This is a genomic window from Solitalea agri (assembly GCF_023914155.1).
In the GTDB taxonomy this organism is placed as follows: Bacteria; Bacteroidota; Bacteroidia; order Sphingobacteriales; family Sphingobacteriaceae; genus Solitalea; species Solitalea agri.
The window spans coordinates 439,103-460,007 of record NZ_JAMWYS010000024.1; the positions used below are offsets into that span (position 1 = coordinate 439,103).

A 20,905-nucleotide genomic window follows, 5' to 3' on the forward strand; every position below is an offset into this window, starting at 1 on the left:
CTAGGCGATAATTTTAGTGGGCAGTTAATCCGTCAATCTTACCATACATTTTACATCCTTATCGTTCAGATATAACTCTACGCAATATCCTTGCGGATCGATATTGGGATGCTTTAATAGTTCTTGAAAAGTACGACCAATACTTTCAAGGTCTTTCATATAATCGGTGATCGTTTGGCTGATGTAATTACCATTTTTAAGAACCAGGGTTTCGTAGCCCAATTCTTCAGCTTCACCGGGTTTTAATTCTTCGGCAGCAGCGTGATAAACAATACCATGATTGTTTTCCGGACGAGAAATGCCAAAGTATTTCCGTTGAGTAGTAAAAGGAATTTTAGAATGCAGGGCTTGATGGGCCGCCAAAACGCCATCGGGAAATGACTTTGCCGTAACATACATTACCTTAATATCAGTATCGATTTTTACCGTTTCCATTTTACCCTAGTTTTTGTAAGGCTAAAATAAGCAGAGAAAACAGATAAGAAATGGTGCAAAACGACAGTTTCGGGGGGCGATTGCGAATAAAAATGTAACAGTTCTAACATCTGGTTTATTCCTCAAGATATGGACTTACCGAAACCTTGATCATTTCTATAAGTTCCGCATCCATAAACTGGTAATCATCCGGAATGTCGAGAATAATCACTTCCTTTTCGACAATTACCATTGGAAAATATTGCTGCAACCGCTGTTTATGCTTTTTCTCCATCACAAAAATAAGATCAGCCCAGCGAATATGTTTTTCCGACACTTTTATACGCGCTCCATTTTCGGTTCCAGCCGATTGAGCGTGATGATAAGGATGGTTTTTAAAGATGGCCTCCGCTGTTGGGCTGCGCCATTGATTTTTACTACAGATGAAAAGTAAGTTCAAGATTAAATTATTAAAGGCTTAAAATTAATAAGCCTTTTCGTCATACCACAAAAGAGTGGGTTAATTCTAATAGTTATTTACAAAAGGGCTTCCTGCGAAATATTAAAAAATTATTTGGATAATAAATCTGAACGTTTAGTTTTGCAGGCGCTAAAGGGGAATTAGCTCAGCTGGCTAGAGTACTTGCCTGGCAGGCAAGGGGTCACCGGTTCGAATCCGGTATTCTCCACAACTAAATTGATTTAGAGCCTATATTTGAAGTTTAACAAACGACAGATATAGGCTTTTTTAATGGATTTTAGTATGGTAGTGCACCTTATGGATCATCCTCAGAATCCTTTGGATTTTAAGTTGTGTTCTGCGAACATATCGCACCATCGCCCAAGCGGGCTTCTTTGCTTTGACACCTCGCTCAACTCGCAAGGGCTCTTGCGTTCAGTCCATGCTAACAAATTCATCCTATCTCTTATCAACCATTTTCATTATGTTAACAAAAAAGAACCACTGCAAATGGCCCTAAAGGCAAGCGGCGGAACGTTAGCGGCAATCCTATCCTCCTGATGCTGAAAAAATTTCATTTTTCAACTTAAAATCTGACAGATTTTTTGCCAAGTTTTCAGCCGTCAGCCTGCTGGCATTTGACTTGCATTTCAAGTTTTCTGAAAAAAAATTATTCTTTAACCCTTTAAAAAGGAGGTCATTATGACACTGGTTAAGTATAACCCGTCTTCTCCTTCCCGTGGTGGTTGGATGGACGATTTCTTCAGCAGCAGCTTGTTTCCAAACTTCGATTGGGGAAGAACAAGCGCAACAAATACTCCGGCGGTCAATATCAGGGAAAACCCTGATAACTATGAGTTGGAAGTCGCGGCTCCCAGACTTAATAAAAAAGATTTCGAAGTATCGGTGGAAAATGGTTTGCTGACTATCTCCGGGCACAAAGAAACCCAGAGCGAAGAAAACAACAACCATTTCACCCGGAGAGAATTTTCTTACAATTCCTTTAAGCGATCCTTTTCTTTGCCGGAAGATGTAAAGCAGGATGAAGTGGTTGCCGTTTACCAGAACGGTATCCTCCATGTAACGCTTCCGAAATCAGAACAGGCAAAGGCAAAAGCTCCGCGCACCATTAAGATTTCTTAAAATTATCCCTTTCTGGCAGCAAGGCAGGCAACAGCCCCCTGTTGGCCGCCTTGCAGTAATGGAGGGGATATAAATCAAAAATCCTAAGAAAGATCATAATAAACTAGTTCCTCTGCTCAGGGAAAAACGAAAAGCGTTTAAAGAAAGAATTTCACCTGAGACAAAACAGTTAAATCAAAATAATAATTCTAAAAATCGGGAAGTCATGAGCGGAATAAAAAATTTTCTTTACGAGCTGCAGCGTTTTGACATTAACATTTCAAAAAATGTTGTTACCTATAATGGTTATCTGAGCCCTAAACTGTATGCAGTTTGGCTTCAAAAACTTTACCTGCAATTCAACACCGATTTGTACGCACACCTCAAAGGCATTCCGATAGATAAGGAGCGTGTAAATTTTCTGAAAGAATTGCAGCTTCAGCTTACTGAAATAGATGAGTTTTTGTTGCAAACCCGCGATTTGCTGGCGCAATTACAGTCCCTGCTATCTAACAAAATAGCTGAATATAGAACGGTTTTACCGCAATTAAAAAAAATGAACGTTCACATTGACGTAGAAGGAGCCACCGTCAAGCAACTTGAAGAGATTGACCTACTTGTTTTTATTGACGGTCAAATCAGTTATAGCTATGATGCAATCTCATTAGTATACAATATGATAACCCTCGAATTGGATATTCCTTCCTTCTATGGCAATGAGTCAAAAGTTCAGACTTACAAACTCAGGTGGAAAGGAAGCTTGCGCCATTTGACGGAATTGTTTGTGGAACTGCAAAGAAAAGGCTGGATTGCCACGATTGAAGATAATCAGATGGATGCAGCAGTACATAATATTGCCAGTCTGTTTGATATCAGACGTACACGCATCCCCGAAGATAAAGAAGAATATACTTCGATGGCAGACATACTAAAGGGCGCACTGAAAAACACTGGCGAACGGCATTATCAGCTTCTATATGGCAAAGGCTATCAGCCTGTGTTTGATGGAATGAAAAACAACAAATCAATCGAAAAATCATCTGGCAGCTAATGTTAGCGAGTTCATTTTCTATCTTTCATGAAAAGCAAATAAGAAGTGTACCCTTTTGCATACTCCGACTTACTTATATTTTGAAATAAAATTGAGGACCATAAAACAAGGCTGACTAGGTGCTTTCATGGCATATAAGAGGTCAAACGGATCAACTTTAGTATTCTCCACGAAGTCCCGTCACACAACATTTTTTGTTACCACCACCTTTTTACGCCTACACTATTTATCCAAAGTCAATAGCCAAGCAAAATATGCCACATCACCCGGATACTAAAGGTTGGAAATACGCTAAATCAAAACCATAGAAAACAACAATCTATTCTCCTTATAATGAGACAACTAGCAAAAACAAATCATAGAGTTAAACTACCTTCTTTCAATGATAATGTTGAAATATTTTATTAAATTACAGTTGAACTACTTTTTTAAAACTAAAAATATGAAACCTCAATTATTACGCTTGACAATTTGCTTGTTCTTATTAATGGCAGGGACTTATTTTAGTTCATCTGCACAATCGAAAAAAGTATCTTTTAACACATCAAGCGTTGTACCTGGCGCTGAAGGTACCGTAAAGGTAAAAAAGGATAAGAATGGAAACTATGCGATCGACATTAATATTGTCAATTTAGCAGAACCTAAGGGGCTAACACCTCCTAAGAAAGTCTACATTGTATGGATGGAAACTGCAGAAAAAGGAATCAAAAGCGTTGGTCATATAAATAGCTCGAGTTCCATGTTTTCAAAAACCAAGAAGGCCTCAATTGAAACAGCAAGCTCGGATAAGCCAGTTAGAATTTTTGTTACCGCCGAAGATGATAATAATGTGGAAAATCCCGGAACAGTGGTAGTGCTAACTACTGATTCGTTTTGGTAGTAGCTAAGAAACTAGGTAAATGAGATCCGGGATTAATAACCCGGATTTTTTTATTTACGTTAAACTTCATTTCAGTAATAAAAGCAGTTGATTTTATCGGAGTCATATTTTCCTGTCCACATCGAAAGACCAAGGCGGCTATCCTTTCCGTTTTTATAGATAATTTGCCCAAAAATTGCAGAGCTTGTTAATAGCCCTAAAAGCATTAAAATGAGTAGACGCTTCATATTATTTTAATCATTAGTTCTCCTTTTCCGTATTACTTCCAAATTTCTCCACAGCAAATTGCGCTTACCAAAAACAGGGAAGCTCAACAGTTCAAATTCAGATATTCATATTAAAACTCCATCGTTTGGCGGGATTTGTTTTTCCAAGTTCCCTGGAACTAAAACCGAAAACCAAGGCTTACAAAAAATTGATTGGGTTTACTTTGTGCATCTTTTATTAGGTCATTAAAGCCAAAATTAAAGCCCGCATCAATTACAAAAAACAAAACATCTACCCCTGCCCCTGCTTGTCCGTATAAAATGAAGGTATTGATATTGTCTTTGGTAATTCCCAGCGTATTATCGCCCACTTTGAATGCAAAAGTTGGAACAGCACTTACAAACGCATGAACATTAAATACTCTTTTGGCGATGGGCAAAAAGTTGATGCCCACTGTTAACGGAATATCGAGGTTGGTGACATTAAAGGAGTCGTGAGTGGTATCAGAAGTATTAAACTTAGAAAGGATATAATGTGAATCACTTAGCCGGGCTCCTACCTGCCAATAAAAAAAGCCTTCGCGCTTATATGAAACCCCTGCATGCCACCCTGTTCCTGAGGAAGATTCATAAGTATTGGATGATACACTAAGATTGTTGAAATTAACACCTGCATAAAGGATAAAAGCATCATTTCGGTGATATTTTTCTTTCTTTTTTGAGGCAACAGCGGTATCTGTTTTAGCGGTTACTGTAGTGTCATTTTGAGCATAAACAGAACCAGCAAACGCAAAAAGAAAAACAGTAAAAAACCATTTGTAGAGTTTAAGAGTTTCCATAGAGCTTAGTAAAATTTGATATTTTAAAATACACAAATTCGAAAGCATTTGAAAGCAGCAAATGAGGACCAAACCTGAATTTTCAAGGATTGATAAAGGAGGATGAAAACATCCAAATGAGGGTGATCGACAATTCGACTATGCTTAAGAGCGTTCATTAAGCAGTTTTTCAATAGGATGTTGATAATTGAACCTTTGTTATGGATATTCGGGTGAGTTGCATAACATCCCAAAGAATTATCCCAAAACCAAAACGACCGATTTTTACTATTATCCGTCTGGAAGCAGCAATAGTTTTGCAAGTGTAAAACTAAATTGAAAATGCTGATAGAAAATAAACAGATCGCTATTGTAGGTGGAGGTCCCGGAGGATTAACCTTAGCGAGGCTTTTACAGCTTAAGGGCGTTAATGTAAAGGTATATGAAAGAGATGTTAACAAGCATGCACGCGTGCAAGGTTCACCACTTGATCTGCATCATGAATCGGGATTGGCAGCCTTGAGCAAAGCTAATTTATTAGAAGAGTTTAAAAAGCATTATCGCCCGGGGGCTGATAAAATGCTGATCGTAAATGAACATGCAGAAATACTTTTCAGTGATCATGAATCCCACCCGGAAGAAAATTTTGGTAGCGAACATTTTCGTCCTGAGATTGACCGAGGTCCATTAAGAAATTTATTGCTCGAATCATTACAACCGGAAACGGTGATATGGGATAGCCAGTTTATTTCAATGGAAAAACAACATGAAGGGTGGTTACTGCATTTCAAAAATGGTTCAACTGCGGATGCTGATATTATTATTGCAGCTGATGGAGCCAACTCTAAAATTCGTCCTTACCTTACTGATATCAAGGCCTTTTATTCAGGTATTACCATGTTAGAAGCCAATGTATATGATGCGAAAAAAATAACACCTCAAATTCATGCATTGTTAAATGGCGGTAAGATTATGGCTTTTGGAAATTCTAAATGTTTACTAATGGGTTCAAAAGGCAACAATGAGCTAGGGTTTTATATAAGCATTAAGGCAGAGGAAAGCTGGGCGGCAAACAATGGTCTAAATTATGCCGATAAAGAACAATTGCTAACCTGGTTTAAAAAAGAATATGCTGAATGGAGCACTGTTTGGCATGAATTATTTGAAAACATGGCAACTCCAGTTATACCACGCCTGATCTATTGTATGCCTTTAGACCAAACCTGGGAACCTCAGGCCAACCTTACGCTGCTTGGCGATGCGGCACATGTGATGCCTCCATTTGCGGGAGAGGGCGTAAACATGGCCATGCTTGATGCCCTGGAACTATGTGAATGTTTAACCTCGGATAAGTTCACCGACTTGAAAGAATCCATTTCTTTTTATGAAACAACGATGCGTAAAAGGGCCGCAATGGCCGCACAAGAGTCGCTTGAAAATGGACAAATGATGCATTCAGAAGAAGCTTTAAACTCGATGCTGGGCGTATTTAACGGTTTCTAAAAACTGGCTCTGAAGATAGGGTTTACTCCATTCCTTTAAAAAAAGCCGCTGAGAATTATAGAAAGAACTCTCAGCGGCTAATATCAATTATGTCTTATCAAACCTTCACCGTTATCTTAAGATAAGTAGCCGGAATTACGGTATAACCCTCGGTTGTACTTTTATTTTGACTTTTAAAAAGTTCATTCAAGTCATGCTCTAAAGCAGCGGCCTTCCCGTTTTTTCCGGCAGCATCAAAAGCATTCATAGTAGGGCCATAATAATTTTTAAACCGACTCACAAATGCATCAGTAGAGAAAGGAGCAGAAAACGTAAACGTTTCCCTGGAAAAAGATATGTTTTCTTTGGGTATTCCTGCCGCGCCAAATCGTTCAACAACATTCTCCTCAACGCCCCATAGCATAGGGCTAATAAAGCCTTCAGGTGGCGGTGGTGTATAAGCAGCGCTTGTTTTTAGTACTTGTGCAACCAATGTTGGATCTCCTGGAATCCAGTTACCCATCACAATTTTTCCACCGGGACGGGTTACCCGAACCATTTCTTTGGCTACCTCAAACGGTTTAGGTGCAAACATGGCCCCGAAAATACTTACCACCAAATCGAATTGATGATCTTTCAACTCATGCAGATCGGTAGCGTCACCTTCCTGAAAAGTACAATTATTGAGACCTTCGGCTCTTGCCCGGATGTTTCCAGCTGCCACCAGGTTACTAGCTATATCAACACCCAAAACATTCGCACCCAGCTTGGCTTCCGGAATGGCAGTGGTTCCGTCACCACAGCCAAGATCAAGAACGTTCATACCCTTTGTTATGCCCAATGAGGCTACCAATGCCGAACCACTTTCCCTCATGGTTTCGGCAAGACGAGTAAAATCGCCCTTTTCCCATAATTCTTTGTTAGGATTCATTCTGATGTTTTTTGTAATTACAATTTAAGATATATTGTTAATCTTTTGGCAGCCAGCAATTTATTTTAAGTTGAAAAATTTAAGGACTGCAACTGATGCTCAAAATAAAATGTGTGTTGAAATAGTACACGGATTTTGCAACTCATTCGGATTTAGAGTGGTAATTTTACCTCGTTATAATAAAACTGTTATGTCAGAAGAAATGCAACCTTGTCCGGAATGTAATTCGCCTTACGGATACTTTTTAAGAGATGGTGTATATGCCTGTCCGGAATGTGGTCATGAATGGAATCCGGAAGAATTGAGCAAAGAAAACGAGTTAGTGGTAAAAGATTCGAACGGAAACGTGTTGAAAGATGGTGATTCGGTGATCGTAATTAAAAACCTGCCAGTAAAAGGTGCTTCAGGACCTGTAAAAGCCGGCACCAAGGTAAAAAATATACGTTTGGTAGAGGGCGATCATAATATTGATTGCAAAATAGACGGTTTTGGCGCCATGGCGTTGAAGTCAGAGTTTGTAAGAAAAGCTTAACAAGCTGTTGCTATCCTTTTCTTTCTAAAAAGATATTCACTAAAAAAGTCCTGGCATCAGGACTTTTTTAGTTATTAGTTGAACATCTGGCTAAAAAGATTAATTTCGGTTTTGTGAAAATCAATAAACCGCTATAGTTTAAAGACTGTAGCGCTTAGCTGCCATAAAATAAATGATTAGCCAAAGACCTATATGGAATTAACAGAGAAACTTTTAATAGAACTTCAAAGACGTTTAAAAATTGGAAATCGTAGGGGCGTTCACTTAAACGCCATTCCTTCAAACTCACGTTACAAGTTTGACTTAAACAGGCTTTCTCACATTGACAAAAACTTACCAGACAATTTCATAAAGGCATTACTTTCAGAACAACCGCTAAAATTCAGAATCAGTTGGAAAGAAAATGTACCTGACCTGAATTCATTATTTGAAGACGAACAAACCCAATTAGTCAGAATCACAAAAGCATTTGAAAATCTTATAAACCAAACTGATACAATCGAATCTGAAAAAGGGATTAACACTTTCGGTTTTGGCTTCCCTATATTAGCGAGACGAGATAAAACAGACAATAAGCTGACGGTTGCACCTGTTCTAATTTGGAGTTTGAGAATCAAGCGAACTAAAGAATTTAATACGTGGGAAATCATACGAAACGAAGAAGACCCAATATACATTAACGAAGTTTTAATCAATCATCTGCAAAATGATTCAAATGTTGAAATAGAACAAATACCAAGCGAAATGCTCGATGACGGACTAATTCAAAAAGACGAACTGATCGAAATTTGCGCGAAGCTCATACGAACTGTAAACACTATTTCACCTGATGATTTAGAAGACACCTTCAGAACGAAATTAGGGAAGGTGGTTTCAATCGGCGATAAAGCACATTACGAAAAACTGCCTATGAACTCTACCAATTCTTTTATTGAGTTTGGTGGACTGTTTTCAATTTTTGAAGTTCAAAAGCAAAATATCATAAATGATTACAGTAATCTTATGGAGTTGAAAGGAATTGACATTCCTCTTGATGATTTAGAGGAACATTCGTTTCAGCCAATTTCATCGGTTGAAACCGACCCTTCACAACAAAGCATACTTCATTCCTTAGAAAAGACTAGAAATGTTTTAATACAGGGACCACCGGGAACAGGAAAAAGCCAAACGCTGACAGCCGTTCTCATTAATGCACTTGAAAACAACAAAAAAACGATTGTCGTTTGTGAAAAACGAACTGCCCTTGAAGTGCTTCATAATACCCTCATTGAAAAAGGACTAAACTATAATTGCGTTTTAATCCGAGATATTGTAAAAGACCGCAAAACGGTTGTTGATTCTGTAAGAGATCGAGTAGATAATTTCGAGTATCAATCATACACATACAAATCTTCCAAAGATCATTTAGATAACATTGTCAATAAAGCCAAAAATTTAATCACGAATATAAACGGTAAACATCAGAAACTTGACCAGAAAATTATCGGCAACAAATCCTGGACTGATGTAGTTGGTGATTTGTTGGCAGAACTCAGAAATAATGACGATGACAGCAGGTTGAATATTGAAAAATCAGGATTTACTTATTTGCCAGAAGAGCTGAATAAATTACTTGACCTTGTTCATAAAGGACAATCACTATATACTAATTTTTCACAGATAGAATCTAAATCGTTTATCAATTCAAAAAAATTAGTTGGCGACAATCCTTACAAAATTGAACAAACAATCAATGACGATTTTGATTATTATAGCAAATATTTGCAAGACATAAAAAATCTGTTAGAAACAAACAGTAGTGAATTCGCTATTCTTAGAAAAAATGAATTAAACCAACAAATAGAAGAAACTAAACAGATAACAACAAAAGTAGAAACGATTTTTGACAAGAATAAAAGTAATGCCGACCTAACTGATGAAAATAAACTAAATGGGTACGGCTATAAATTCTTGTCTGTTTTTTCAAAAGCAAAAAAGCAAACCATTTCCGATTATTTAGAGTTACAAACAATATTCCAAAAACTTGAAGAATGTCTGAAGCTCACAAAAGACCTAAAACCCATTTTGTTTGCAGGAACATTAGATGATAAGCTAAAATCTTTAATCACATTAAAAAATAACATTGTAGATGTTCAAAACGAATTTGAAACAAAAATTCAAAACGAGTTTCATAAAATCAATCTACTGAAAACCAACAAAACAGAAATTAACATTAAAAGTTTGCCCATTCTTCAAGAAAAAGTAAGCGGATTATCAAGCAAATTTAACTCTGATAACTGGGTAAAAAATGAACTTAAAACAAATGATTTTTATTCTTTCATTTCTGAATTGGAATCTCACCTCAAAGCCAAGAATGAATACTTTAATTCTGAACAAGATGATTTTTTAGCAGAGTTCAAATGGTTCCAATTCTATAATGGTTTAACAGAAAATGAAAAAACGATTGTAGATGAATTGAAGTCAAAAAAAAATTGGAGAAAACCGTTTTTGATTTTTTATTTGGATTCATTACTTCGGTTTTCGGCTAGCGGCGGTGATTTACCTGTAAACGATGATGAACATAGAGAACTCGATACTACGCTAAACGGATTTGAAAAAGAACAACTAAAATTCATCAAAAAATTTTGGTATTCAAGACAGATTAACACAACTCAATCATTTGTTCAAAACAATAGTGGTTTATCTGTAGAAAATCTTTACAACAAAAGAAGCAGCCACCGTTTCAAACGACTTTCATTACGGCAGATTGTACAAAAGGATGCTGATCTATTTTCTACATTCTTCCCTATCATCCTCACTTCGCCTGATGTTGCAAGTAATTTGTTCAAAGGGATGAATCGCTACTTCGATATTGTAATGTTTGATGAAGCCAGCCAGTTACGACTTGAAGATAATTTGCCTGCTATTCTAAAAGGAAAACAAATTATCATTGCAGGTGATGAACATCAAATGCCTCCATCTAATTATTTCAGCAAAGTATTTGACGGTGCAGTAGAAGATGAAGAAGATATTGACGAAGAAGAAAACGTAATAAGAGTTGATAAAGATGATATTTTATTGTCTTGCGAATCTTTGCTTGATTTTGGAACAGAGCTGAATTTTCAAAAGAAGCATTTGGACTTTCACTATCGTTCACGACACCCGCATTTGATAGATTTTTCCAACTATGCTTTTTACAATCAACGACTAAAACCGTTGCCTAACAATTTTGACTATATCCCAATAAAATATGTTCAAGTAAATGGCACTTTCTCTGACCACTCCAATGAAGCTGAAGCTGAAATGGTTTTATCAATCATTGATAAGAATATTAACCGTTTGCCAAACGGAGAATATCCGACTCTTGGAATTGCAACTTTCAACATTGCACAACGCAACCTGATAAAGAGTAAAATTTTAGAACGACAGAAATTTTCAAAATATTCAGAATTCAATGCTAAAATTCAGGAGTTGGAAGAAAACGGAATGTTTGTAAAGAATTTAGAAAACATTCAGGGCGATGAAAGAGATGTAATTATTCTTTCAACAACCTACGGAATTGGTAAAGACAGAAAATTTGCCCAAAGATTTGGACCAATCAACCATTCAAAAGGTTACAAACTATTGAACGTAATCATCACAAGAGCAAAGTATAAAGTTTATTGTTGTTCTTCAATTCCTGAACAGGTTTTTATGAATTACAAAGAATACCTGACAATCGAAGGTTCAAACAACAAAAGAGCCGTGATGTATGCATATTTAGCCTACTGCAAAGCAGTAAGCGAAGCAGACAACGATTCACGATTGTCTGTTCTTACGGCTCTTGCAGAAAATACATCAAACAGTGCAGGTATCAATTCAAGAGATTTTAATGAACTAGAATCTCCTTTTGAAGAAGAAGTTTATCAAAGTTTGGCTGATCATTTCGGAACTGAAAAACTAATTCCACAATTACAATTTGCAGGGTTTAGAATTGATATAGTTTATGACCCGAAAATAAAAAGTGTTCCAAAAATTGCTATTGAGTGTGACGGAGCAAAATACCATTCCAGCAGAGAAGCCTATTTATATGATAGGCACAGACAGAAAATTTTAGAAAATCACGGCTTTGTGTTTCATCGAATTTGGAGCACAAATTGGTGGCGAAATTCAAACAGAGAAACCAAACGACTTGTTGATTTCATAAAGCAAACTGAAGCAACAGTAAACGGGAAAATCAAAGATTATTCTAAAACAGCTTACGCATTTACTGACGACATTGAAATTTTGGAGGAATATGTTACCCAAAATTCATTTATTGACATAGAGAAAGACGGAGAGACTATTCAAGCGATAGAACAAGTTACACCTGTTCAAACCCCAATATTTGCTAACGATGTTGTAAAACTAAACAGTAAAGTCCAAATAAAGTATATGAATATTGGCAAAGATATCAATGTTCAACTTGTTTCTACAGAAAACAACAAACTAACATCAAATGGTATTCAAAAAATTTATCACAAATCACCTTTGGGGGTTTCATTACTTGGACACGCTATTGGAGATATTGTAAAAATCGGAAATCTTGACAATTTTGTTGAAATAATTAAAATAGAAACCTAATATCAATGTTTTTGATGGCACTTTTACAATTCTATAGATCGACCTCACAAAACTAAAATTGCAAAAGAGCTACCAAGTCATTACGAAACAGTGAATTAACAATAAACAAGCAAAAAGACGAACCACTATAACAAGATATTATTAAACATGAAAGGGGCGTTTATGACACTTTTGTCCACAATCATGATTTAGCTTTTTGAATCAACCTTTGACATAAATCTCCTCAACTCCGGTAAGTCGAAAAAAGCAAGATACTATTTCATGGTGTAAAAAAATGTTTAACACTTAAAACTAATTCCATGGACAACACTAATATGAACCTGAACCTTACCCAAATCGCTTGGGTGGTAAAAGACATTGAGTTAGCAAAATCGTTTTTTCAGCAAATGTTTGGCATTAGCAATTTTAGCAAAACAATGATCACACGTTTAAAGGAATGTGATGGAACCTATTATGGTGAGCCTTCTGATGCCGAAAACTATGTTGCATTGGCTTATACTGACGAAGTATTCCTCGAACTCATTCAGCCTATTTCGGGAAAAAGTATTTTTAAAGATTTCATAGATAATAATCCGGCAGGCGGAGTTCAACATATTGCCTACAGCACACCAATTGCTAATCTTGACAAGGTTATATCAGACTTTAAAAATAGAGGTTTTTCAATAATAAGCAGTTTTGATACACCAATTGCCAAAATTGTATTTTTCGACACACGCATTGAGATTGGCGTTTTTACTGAAATTATGGGCATTACCAAAGAAGGTGAAATTGCCGTACAAAATATGAAAACCCAAATGTAAGGGTTGAGGATTGATGGAATCAAAAGATCGAAATGCAAACGCTAACCCTATGACAACTGCCAAACAGCTATATCAGAAATATAAAACGTTAATGCCTGCATTGATATTAACAGGGCTTTGTGCCTACACCCTGCTGACATTTATCCGTGGAACAGTTGAAATTAGCGGATTCAATTTGGAGTTTAACCTTACTAAAAAACATTATGGCGCTTTTATAGCGGTAGCAATAAGTCTTATTTCTTACTTCGCATTCCGACAATTTTTCAACTACATTTTAGCCTTTACACTTCTGCTCGGACTTTTTTGCATTATAAACTTTACCCCTTTCGACTTTATATGGCCACTGGAAATCGGAAGCTTCAAAATCAACTTTCAACCTACAGCTTTTCTTGTGGGAATTTTCGCTATTATTCTGAATTTCAAAGATCTTAAAACATTCTTTTACACTTAGCTGCATAGCTTCAGCTCTCACTCTGTTCGGGATTTAAAAGCCCGAACCAGCTTACTTTGGGATTTGAAATCCGAATGAGCAAGGAAAAGTCAGTTTTATAATCCGTTACAATTTTTTTCACATTTCCTTTTGAATTTAAATTTTCAATCTTATATTTGTCTATATATCCTATAGACTAAGTATATTTATGATTTAAACATTATTATCATGACTAACATCAGCACCCTACAAAACCCTAATCAACAACTACTTGTTTTTTGCATTGCAACCACCTGCATGCAGCGCTGCTGTTGCATGTAATACTCTCCCCTTTTCCATTATAAGAGTTGTATGATGGAAATATCTCAAACCATCTATTCACTAGTAAACAAGGTATCCTACATCAGGGCTTTGCATTGGTTGAACACTAAAAATACTAACATGAAAACATTAAAACATACCTTAACGGCTGTTGCTCTTTTGATATCCTGCTACGCAGCCCAGGCTCAAAACAACACTAACGAGATCGTGATAACAGGTACACGCTTTACTTATCCGCTTTTCGAAAAATGGATTTCGCTATATAAAAAAGAACACCCTGACTTGCACATACGAATAGCATCTAAAGGCACCAAATCTGCCGATAGCGCTAACCTCTTTATCAACGCACATCGTCTAACCGACAATGAGCTACCGGGTTTAACTACCGAAGCCATTGCTCGCTACGCACTGTTACCTGTTGCCAACAGTCAAAATAAACTACTTAGTATTTATGGCTCTCGAGGAATTAAATCAAAAGAGCTTAAGAAACTTTTTTTCGAAAAATACGACCCCGCAGAACCTGATGCTGAACAGAAACCCAATAAACAACTAAAAGGCTATCAGCCTGTATTTTACACACGAGCTCAAAAAGCATGCGCTCCTATTACTTTCGCTGCTTATTATGGCTTTGAGCAAGAAAACCTGGTAGGCAACCAACTGGGTGGCGACGACAAACACCTTATCCAGGCGGTGCTGAGTGATTCGGCAGGTGTTACCTATAATGTTCTTAGTTTCATTTATGACCTAAATACACGCAAGGTAAAAGAAGGGCTGGGTATTATTCCTTTGGATTTGAACAACAATGGAAAACTTGATGAGAATGAACAAATTTATGGCACTATTGACCAGCTGATCACTTATCTTGAAAGTACGACTAACCCAGGATTGCCTTTCGAACAGGTTACCCTTTCTTATAAAAAAGGACAAAATAATACCAAATCGATCGAAGAGTTCATCAGCTGGATTAGATCGAAAGGTCAGTTGAATAACCATGAGTTTGGCTATGCTTTGCTTAGTGAGAAGGATCTTCAAACTAAGCTCAACCCTGTTTCACCAGCCAAAACTATTGCCAAACAGAACTAATGAATAAAAAGCACTTTACTATGACGCTCCTCATCGGTTTACTTATTACCTCATCCGCTTGCCATCAGCTGGAAAAAACACAAAATAAAAGTGTTGCTCATGCTGCGATGATTCGTGTTCCTGGAGGAACGATGCTCAAGCAGTTTGATGACGGAACTACGCGTACCATCACTGTAAAATCGTTTTTATTCGATGCCGACTTAGTAACCGTTAAGCAATTTGATGATTTTGTAAAAGCTACAAGCTATGTCACCGATGCCCAGAAATTTGGTAACTCAGCAGTATTTGACTTCGAAAAGAAAACTTGGAAAATGCTTAATGCAGCTGATTATTTACATCCGCAAGGAAAAGATAAAGCCCAAGCAAACCTTGATCACCCGGTAACACAGGTTTCGTGGAATGATGCTGAAGCTTACGCAAAATGGAAAAGCGAACGATTACCAACAGAATTGGAGTGGGAATGGGCCGCCCGAAATGCATCGAACGCGCGTCAAACTTATACCTGGGGTGAACACTTGGTTGAGGGTGGTAAATACAAAGCCAATACCTGGCAGGGATCCTTTCCGGAAAAAAACACCGAGGAAGATGGCTTTTTGACCACCTCACCCGTAGGATATTTTGGTAGAAACCAGTTAGGGTTAAGCGACATGGGTGGAAACGTTTGGCAATGGTGCTCTGATAAAGTGGCTCCAACGGCCGAAGAAGCCCAAAACGACACCGCCCAACGTCGGGTAAGTAAAGGCGGCTCTTTTCTTTGCGATCCGAATGTTTGCCATGGTTTCCTTATCGTGGGCAGTTCTTCGTCAACTCCCGAAACCAGCTTAATGCATACCGGTTTCCGTTGTGCCAAAGATTAATATTTTTTTGACTCATTAATCTACTTAAACTATATACTAACTATACTTAAAATGAAACACAAACTACTCTATACCTATCTATTGCTGGCTCTGCTCACCTTATTTGGGAGCCAAGCCGCTTTAGCACAAACGAAAACACTAGTCAGTGGGACCGTTTTAGAAGACGGCACCAAAATACCTGTTGCCGGCGCTACCGTTGCAATTAAGGGCACTCGTGATGCCATTCAAACTGATGCAGACGGTAAATTTAAACTAAGCACCAAAGCCAAATTCCCATTTAAGCTGGTAATACAATACGTAGGTTACATTACCAAGGAAGTACAGGTTTTCGACCTGGAAGATGGAGAGATCAATATCTTATTACGCTCACGTAATCAATTATCGGAAGTGGTGGTTACGGCCTTAGGTATTGAGAGTAATCGTAAATCGATCAATACCAGTATTGCCCGTATTGATAAAAAAGAGATTCTGGCTGCCAAAGAACCAAATGTAGTTACCGCACTTAGCGGAAAAGTGACTGGTGTTCAGGTCCAAAATAGTGGTGGTTCTCCGGGCGGTTCATCAACCATTCGGATTCGCGGAAACAACTCTGTATTGGGTAATAACTCACCACTTTTTGTAGTTGACGGTGTTCCGGTCGACAATTCGGTACAGGACATTCTGCCTACCATTACCAATTCATTTTCATTGGCAACTCCTTCCAACCGTGCTATAGATATTAATTCGGAAGATATTGATAACGTATCTGTACTAAAAGGACCTGCTGCTGCGGCTCTTTATGGTATTCGTGCAGCTAACGGAGCTGTTATTATCAATACTAAAAAGGGAAGTGATGTTGACAAGAAGTTTTCGGTGAGCTATACCGGTTCGGCTTCATTTGATGAGGTAAACCGTAGAATGCAACCGCGTCAAAATATCTATTCAAACGGACTGAATGGACAATATGTGGTTCCAGGTCAACCGGGATCTGATGAAAATTGGGGCGCTAGAATTGATACCCTAACCTATTCTGAAGTTTCGAGCGCATTCGATAAAAATGGTCTGATAGTAGGGCAAAGTTCACCAGCTTCGAACGGCAAGCCAGTAAATTATTATGATAATATTGATAACTTTTTTGAAACCGGAAAAACCTGGAACAATAATCTTTCGGTTACAGGTAATCTGGATAAAGGAGGATATTACTTTTCCTACAGTAATTTAAATCAAACTGGTATCATTCCTACCACCGATTTCTTTCGAAACACCTTCAGAGCCAATGCCGACTACAAAGTAACAGACGGCTTAAAGCTTTCAACAGGTTTAAACTATATTAATTCAGGTTCTGATAACCGTGCATTAATGGGTGGTTTCAATACCAATGTTGTTCGTGCACTGGTTAACAGTCCGGCTAACTTTGATATAACCAATGGCTTAAGTGACCCGGCAAATAACCCTGATTCGTATTTACTGCCAGCTACCAATGCAAAACCCTGGGGCGATTCACGCTCTTACGCTAATGGTCGCGGCTGGGACAGTCCCTACTGGTCGTTGAACATGAATCCGCAGAAAGATGATATCAACCGTTTCTTAGGGTTTGCCCAGGCCGATTATGATTTTCTTCCATGGTTAAGCGGAACCTTCCGTTTTGGTTACGACACCTATCGCGATCAGCGCAAAGGCGGATTCAGCCGCGGAACTTCGGGTGTTGCTGCCGGTGCTATTAACGATGTGAATTACTTCCGCAGAGACTTAAATACGGATATAATCCTTAAAGCACAGCACACCATTACCAAAGGCTGGGATTTAACCGCTATTGCAGGAAGTAACTATTACGACTCTTACAAAAATCAGATCAATACCCGTGGCGATGGCTTGATTATCCCTGGACTGTTTAACATTTCAAACGCCTCTACCACCAATACTTATAATCAAACTATTCGCAAGCGTTTAGCAGCGGGTTATTTCAGCTTGGCTGTTAATCACAAAGATTACTTGTTTGTAAACTTTACCGGCCGTAATGAATGGACCTCTACCCTACCCGATGGTGACAACTCGTTCTTCTACCCATCTGCAGGTGCCAGTTTGGTATTCTCGGAATTCTTAGATAAAGACACTAAAAAATGGTTCAGCTTGGGTAAAGTACGTGCAAGTTACGCTCAAGTAGGTAACGATGCTGACCCCTACTCATTGGAAACCTATTTTACCAATTCTTCGGCAGGTGGATGGATTCAATCGAGTTTGAGTTTTCCGTTTAACAATACTGCAGGCTTAAGCTATGGATCTACATTAGGAAATCAGGCTTTAAAGCCTGAGCGTATCGACACCTGGGAAGTAGGTACCGACTTAGGATTCTTTAAAAACCGCGTAGGATTAGAAGCCACTTACTACTCTTCATTAAGTAAAGACCAGATCATTCCGGTATCATTACCAAGCTCAACCGGTAGCAATGCTGCATTGGTAAACACAGGCCGAATAACCAACAAGGGACTTGAACTTACATTAAATGTTAATCCGATTGAAAACAAAGATTTCAGTTGGGATTTCAATGTGCTGTATTCGAAAAACAATAGTAAAGTAGAAGAACTGGCACCTGGCTTAAATAATATTTCACTTTCAGGAGGATTTCCATTCGGCGATTCTCGGGCGATCGTTGGTCAGCCTTATGGGGCATTGTTCGGTGTTGACTTACAACGCAACGCCGCCGGTAAGCCAATTATCGATGATCAGAAACTTTTAGCCAATGGAGCTCCGAATGCGAACTATGGATATCCACTAATTGATGCTACTCCAAAAATTATTGGTGATCCAAATCCAGATTTCAATTTAGGATTCCGTAACGAGATCAGATACAAGTTCGCAACCTTATCACTATTTCTGGATTACCGTGGAGGATTTGACATTGCGAATGCACCGCGCTTGCAAATGGTATTTAATGGTGTAGCCGAAGAAACAGCTAACAGAGGTCAGCAAGTGGTTTTTGACGGGGTAAAGAAAAGTGATGGAGCTAAAAATGATATCACGGCAATTGCTTCTCAATCTTGGTATCGCCAAACCTTTAACATCCCAGGAATGTATGTTGAGAAAGATCTTTACTGGTTACGCATCCGCGATATCAACTTAACATTTGATCTTCCATTAAAATGGATTCAAAAGGCTCGAATCGCAAAGGCTGCTCTTACACTTACCGGTCGTAACTTCCTGATCAGCACTAATTATTCTGGTTCTGACCCTGACTTAAGTTCACGTAATGGCTTGTCGAATGCCTTGGGAGTTGACTTTTGGACCACGCCTAATACTCGAAGCTACGCAACCACTTTAACCCTTACCTTTTAAGCATTATCATCATGAAAAAACAGATAAATCAACATAAGCTTTTAGCATTCGCATCGGTACTCACAATTTTCGGATTGAGTACAGGTTGCAATTTGTCGGAGGTGAATGTAAATCCCAATGCCTCCAACAATGCTCCTATATCTACCGTTTTATCGGGCGCGGAGGGTACGCTAGCCTTTAGCCAAGGAGTTGACGCTGGTATTCAAACAGGTATTACCATTCAACAGTTTGCAGGTTCTAACGGAGATGCGGTGGCTTTTGACAATTACAATGTGAACACCACCTATTACAACTCTATCTGGGGTAGTTTTTATACCAACGGACTTAAAAACCTGAACATTGTTTACACTAAAAGTAAGGAGTTGAACTCGCCCTACTACACCGGTATTTCGCGCATTTTATCCGCCTACACTTTTTCAACCTTATCAGATATTTTTGGAGATATTCCTTACAAGCAGGCACTACACGCTGAAATAAATGCATCCCCTGCAATTGACAAACAACAAGATATTTATGCCGACCTGCAAAAACAACTGGATTCAGCCATTACTGAACTAAGTCTACCGGCCAACAGCTTCACTGCTCCAGCTCCGGGTGCCGATGATTTGTTCTTCAGAGGTAATACACAAAACTGGCTGGCTGCAGCCTGGACATTAAAAGCGCGCTTAGCTATACATTTGAGTAAAGTTGATGCCAATACTGCGGCTCAAACAGCTTTGAATTATTTATATGATGCAAATGGTAATTATCGTGGCATTACCTCAAATGCCAACGACTTGCAAATTGTTTTCGGTGCGGCGGTAAGCAACTCCAATCCATTTTATCAGCAAAACACTAATCGTCCAGGGTGGGTAGGTCTGGGAGCCTCGTTTGTGAATTTGCTGAATGGAAATGCAATTGATGATCCGTCGACCAAACCGGAAACGGCACCTGTTGACCCTCGTCGCTCGGTTTTCGCCACACAATATCCGGCGGCGAGTGGTAAGTACAGGGGTTCCGTAGCCGGAGTACCGGGAGCATTTTCGGTGATCGGCTCATATTATGCTAGCTCAACTTCACCGGTAGTATTTTTATCCTATGTTGAAGCCAAGTTTATTGAAGCCGAAGCACGATTAATACTGAATGATCGCACAAATGCAGAGAAAGCGCTGAAAGATGCCACTTTGGCCTCAATCAATAAGATTGCCAACCCAGCCGACCCTAATGCATCACAAGCAAACAGGGATGCTTACCTGGCAGCAAAAACAACCCTTACAGGCGACCTTCAATCGGATTTAAAAACGATTATCACTCAAAAATATATTGCCTTGTTTACGCAGGCTGAGGTTTGGACCGATTACCGTCGTACCGGTTATCCGGCATTGAAACCTTCGGTGAACGGCACCAACACTAATAATCCCGATGGACTGATCCCTCGCCGATTCCCTTACCCGCAATCAGAGCAGGTGCTTAACACCAATATACAACCGGCTAATTATCAAACGCCACGACTGTATTGGGACAAGTAGAGAAGATTTGGGATTAACGATTGTAGAAGGACGATTTAAAGTACAAAGTTAGAAGTACAAAGTACGATTGGGATTGACGATTGTAGAAGTTCGAAGTACAAATTTAGAAGTACGAAG

16 protein-coding genes, 1 tRNA gene and 1 pseudogene are annotated in these 20,905 nt (G+C 38.5%); 14 read left to right on the forward strand and 4 right to left on the reverse strand.

Annotated elements, in window-relative coordinates; translation table 11 throughout:
- Window positions 1–24: 24 nt before the first annotated feature.
- Together NF867_RS06635 and NF867_RS06640 are read right to left on the reverse strand one after the other, a co-directional pair.
- Window positions 25–435, reverse strand: coding sequence for a transcriptional regulator (locus NF867_RS06635; protein WP_252587018.1), 411 nt, complete (start codon window positions 433–435; stop codon window positions 25–27).
- A 115-nt stretch (window positions 436–550) separates the two neighbouring features.
- On the reverse strand, window positions 551–874 hold the full coding sequence (locus tag NF867_RS06640) for a low molecular weight protein tyrosine phosphatase family protein (RefSeq protein WP_252587019.1): 324 nt from the start codon (window positions 872–874) through the stop codon (window positions 551–553).
- A 155-nt stretch (window positions 875–1,029) separates the two neighbouring features.
- Between NF867_RS06640 and NF867_RS06645 the strand changes: the two genes are divergently transcribed.
- From NF867_RS06645 to NF867_RS06660, 4 genes are all read left to right on the forward strand, one after another.
- Window positions 1,030–1,103, forward strand: a tRNA-Ala gene (locus NF867_RS06645).
- A 473-nt stretch (window positions 1,104–1,576) separates the two neighbouring features.
- The gene (locus NF867_RS06650) at window positions 1,577–2,017 is read left to right on the forward strand and encodes an Hsp20/alpha crystallin family protein (protein ID WP_252587020.1); all 441 of its coding nucleotides are present in this window, start codon (window positions 1,577–1,579) and stop codon (window positions 2,015–2,017) included.
- A 205-nt stretch (window positions 2,018–2,222) separates the two neighbouring features.
- Window positions 2,223–3,047, forward strand: coding sequence for a hypothetical protein (locus NF867_RS06655; RefSeq protein WP_252587021.1), 825 nt, complete (start codon window positions 2,223–2,225; stop codon window positions 3,045–3,047).
- Window positions 3,048–3,489: 442 nt separating this feature from the next.
- The gene (locus NF867_RS06660; protein WP_252587022.1) at window positions 3,490–3,927 is read left to right on the forward strand and encodes a hypothetical protein; all 438 of its coding nucleotides are present in this window, start codon (window positions 3,490–3,492) and stop codon (window positions 3,925–3,927) included.
- Between the two features lie 385 nt (window positions 3,928–4,312).
- Here the strand turns inward: NF867_RS06660 and NF867_RS06665 are convergent, their stop codons facing one another.
- A complete protein-coding gene (locus tag NF867_RS06665) occupies window positions 4,313–4,972 on the reverse strand; it encodes an outer membrane beta-barrel protein (protein WP_252587023.1) in 660 nt (219 codons plus the stop codon).
- Window positions 4,973–5,293: 321 nt separating this feature from the next.
- Between NF867_RS06665 and NF867_RS06670 the strand changes: the two genes are divergently transcribed.
- A complete protein-coding gene (locus NF867_RS06670; protein WP_252587024.1) occupies window positions 5,294–6,454 on the forward strand; it encodes an FAD-dependent oxidoreductase in 1,161 nt (386 codons plus the stop codon).
- Window positions 6,455–6,551: 97 nt separating this feature from the next.
- Here the strand turns inward: NF867_RS06670 and NF867_RS06675 are convergent, their stop codons facing one another.
- Window positions 6,552–7,364 carry a class I SAM-dependent methyltransferase gene (locus tag NF867_RS06675; RefSeq protein WP_252587025.1) on the reverse strand — a complete coding sequence of 271 codons (813 nt, stop codon included), beginning with the start codon at window positions 7,362–7,364 and terminating at the stop codon, window positions 6,552–6,554.
- A 70-nt stretch (window positions 7,365–7,434) separates the two neighbouring features.
- On the opposite strand from NF867_RS06675, the gene NF867_RS06680 reads away from it, so the two are divergent.
- The 9 genes and pseudogenes from NF867_RS06680 (at window position 7,435) to NF867_RS06715 (ending at window position 20,788) form a co-directional block, all read left to right on the forward strand.
- Entirely contained in the window at window positions 7,435–7,896 is a 462-nt protein-coding gene (locus tag NF867_RS06680) for a zinc ribbon domain-containing protein YjdM (protein WP_279639698.1), read from the forward strand.
- A 192-nt stretch (window positions 7,897–8,088) separates the two neighbouring features.
- Window positions 8,089–8,586 (forward strand): annotated as a pseudogene (locus tag NF867_RS18455) (DUF4011 domain-containing protein); the annotation flags it as partial.
- 318 nt (window positions 8,587–8,904) lie between these two features.
- Window positions 8,905–12,477: an AAA domain-containing protein gene (locus NF867_RS06685; protein ID WP_252587026.1), complete on the forward strand. Its 3,573-nt coding sequence runs from the start codon at window positions 8,905–8,907 to the stop codon at window positions 12,475–12,477.
- Between the two features lie 299 nt (window positions 12,478–12,776).
- Window positions 12,777–13,277, forward strand: coding sequence for a VOC family protein (locus tag NF867_RS06690; protein ID WP_252587027.1), 501 nt, complete (start codon window positions 12,777–12,779; stop codon window positions 13,275–13,277).
- A gap of 49 nt (window positions 13,278–13,326) precedes the next feature.
- The gene (locus NF867_RS06695; RefSeq protein WP_252587028.1) at window positions 13,327–13,728 is read left to right on the forward strand and encodes a hypothetical protein; all 402 of its coding nucleotides are present in this window, start codon (window positions 13,327–13,329) and stop codon (window positions 13,726–13,728) included.
- Between the two features lie 420 nt (window positions 13,729–14,148).
- Window positions 14,149–15,111, forward strand: a complete 963-nt coding sequence (locus NF867_RS06700) for a hypothetical protein (protein ID WP_252587029.1) — start codon at window positions 14,149–14,151, stop codon at window positions 15,109–15,111.
- A gap of 20 nt (window positions 15,112–15,131) precedes the next feature.
- Window positions 15,132–15,968 (forward strand): SUMF1/EgtB/PvdO family nonheme iron enzyme, encoded by an 837-nt coding sequence (locus NF867_RS06705; protein WP_252587030.1) that lies wholly within the window; start codon window positions 15,132–15,134, stop codon window positions 15,966–15,968.
- A gap of 51 nt (window positions 15,969–16,019) precedes the next feature.
- A complete protein-coding gene (locus NF867_RS06710) occupies window positions 16,020–19,280 on the forward strand; it encodes a SusC/RagA family TonB-linked outer membrane protein (protein ID WP_252587031.1) in 3,261 nt (1,086 codons plus the stop codon).
- Between the two features lie 11 nt (window positions 19,281–19,291).
- Window positions 19,292–20,788, forward strand: coding sequence for a SusD/RagB family nutrient-binding outer membrane lipoprotein (locus NF867_RS06715; RefSeq protein WP_252587032.1), 1,497 nt, complete (start codon window positions 19,292–19,294; stop codon window positions 20,786–20,788).
- The last annotated feature ends 117 nt before the right edge of the window (window positions 20,789–20,905 follow it).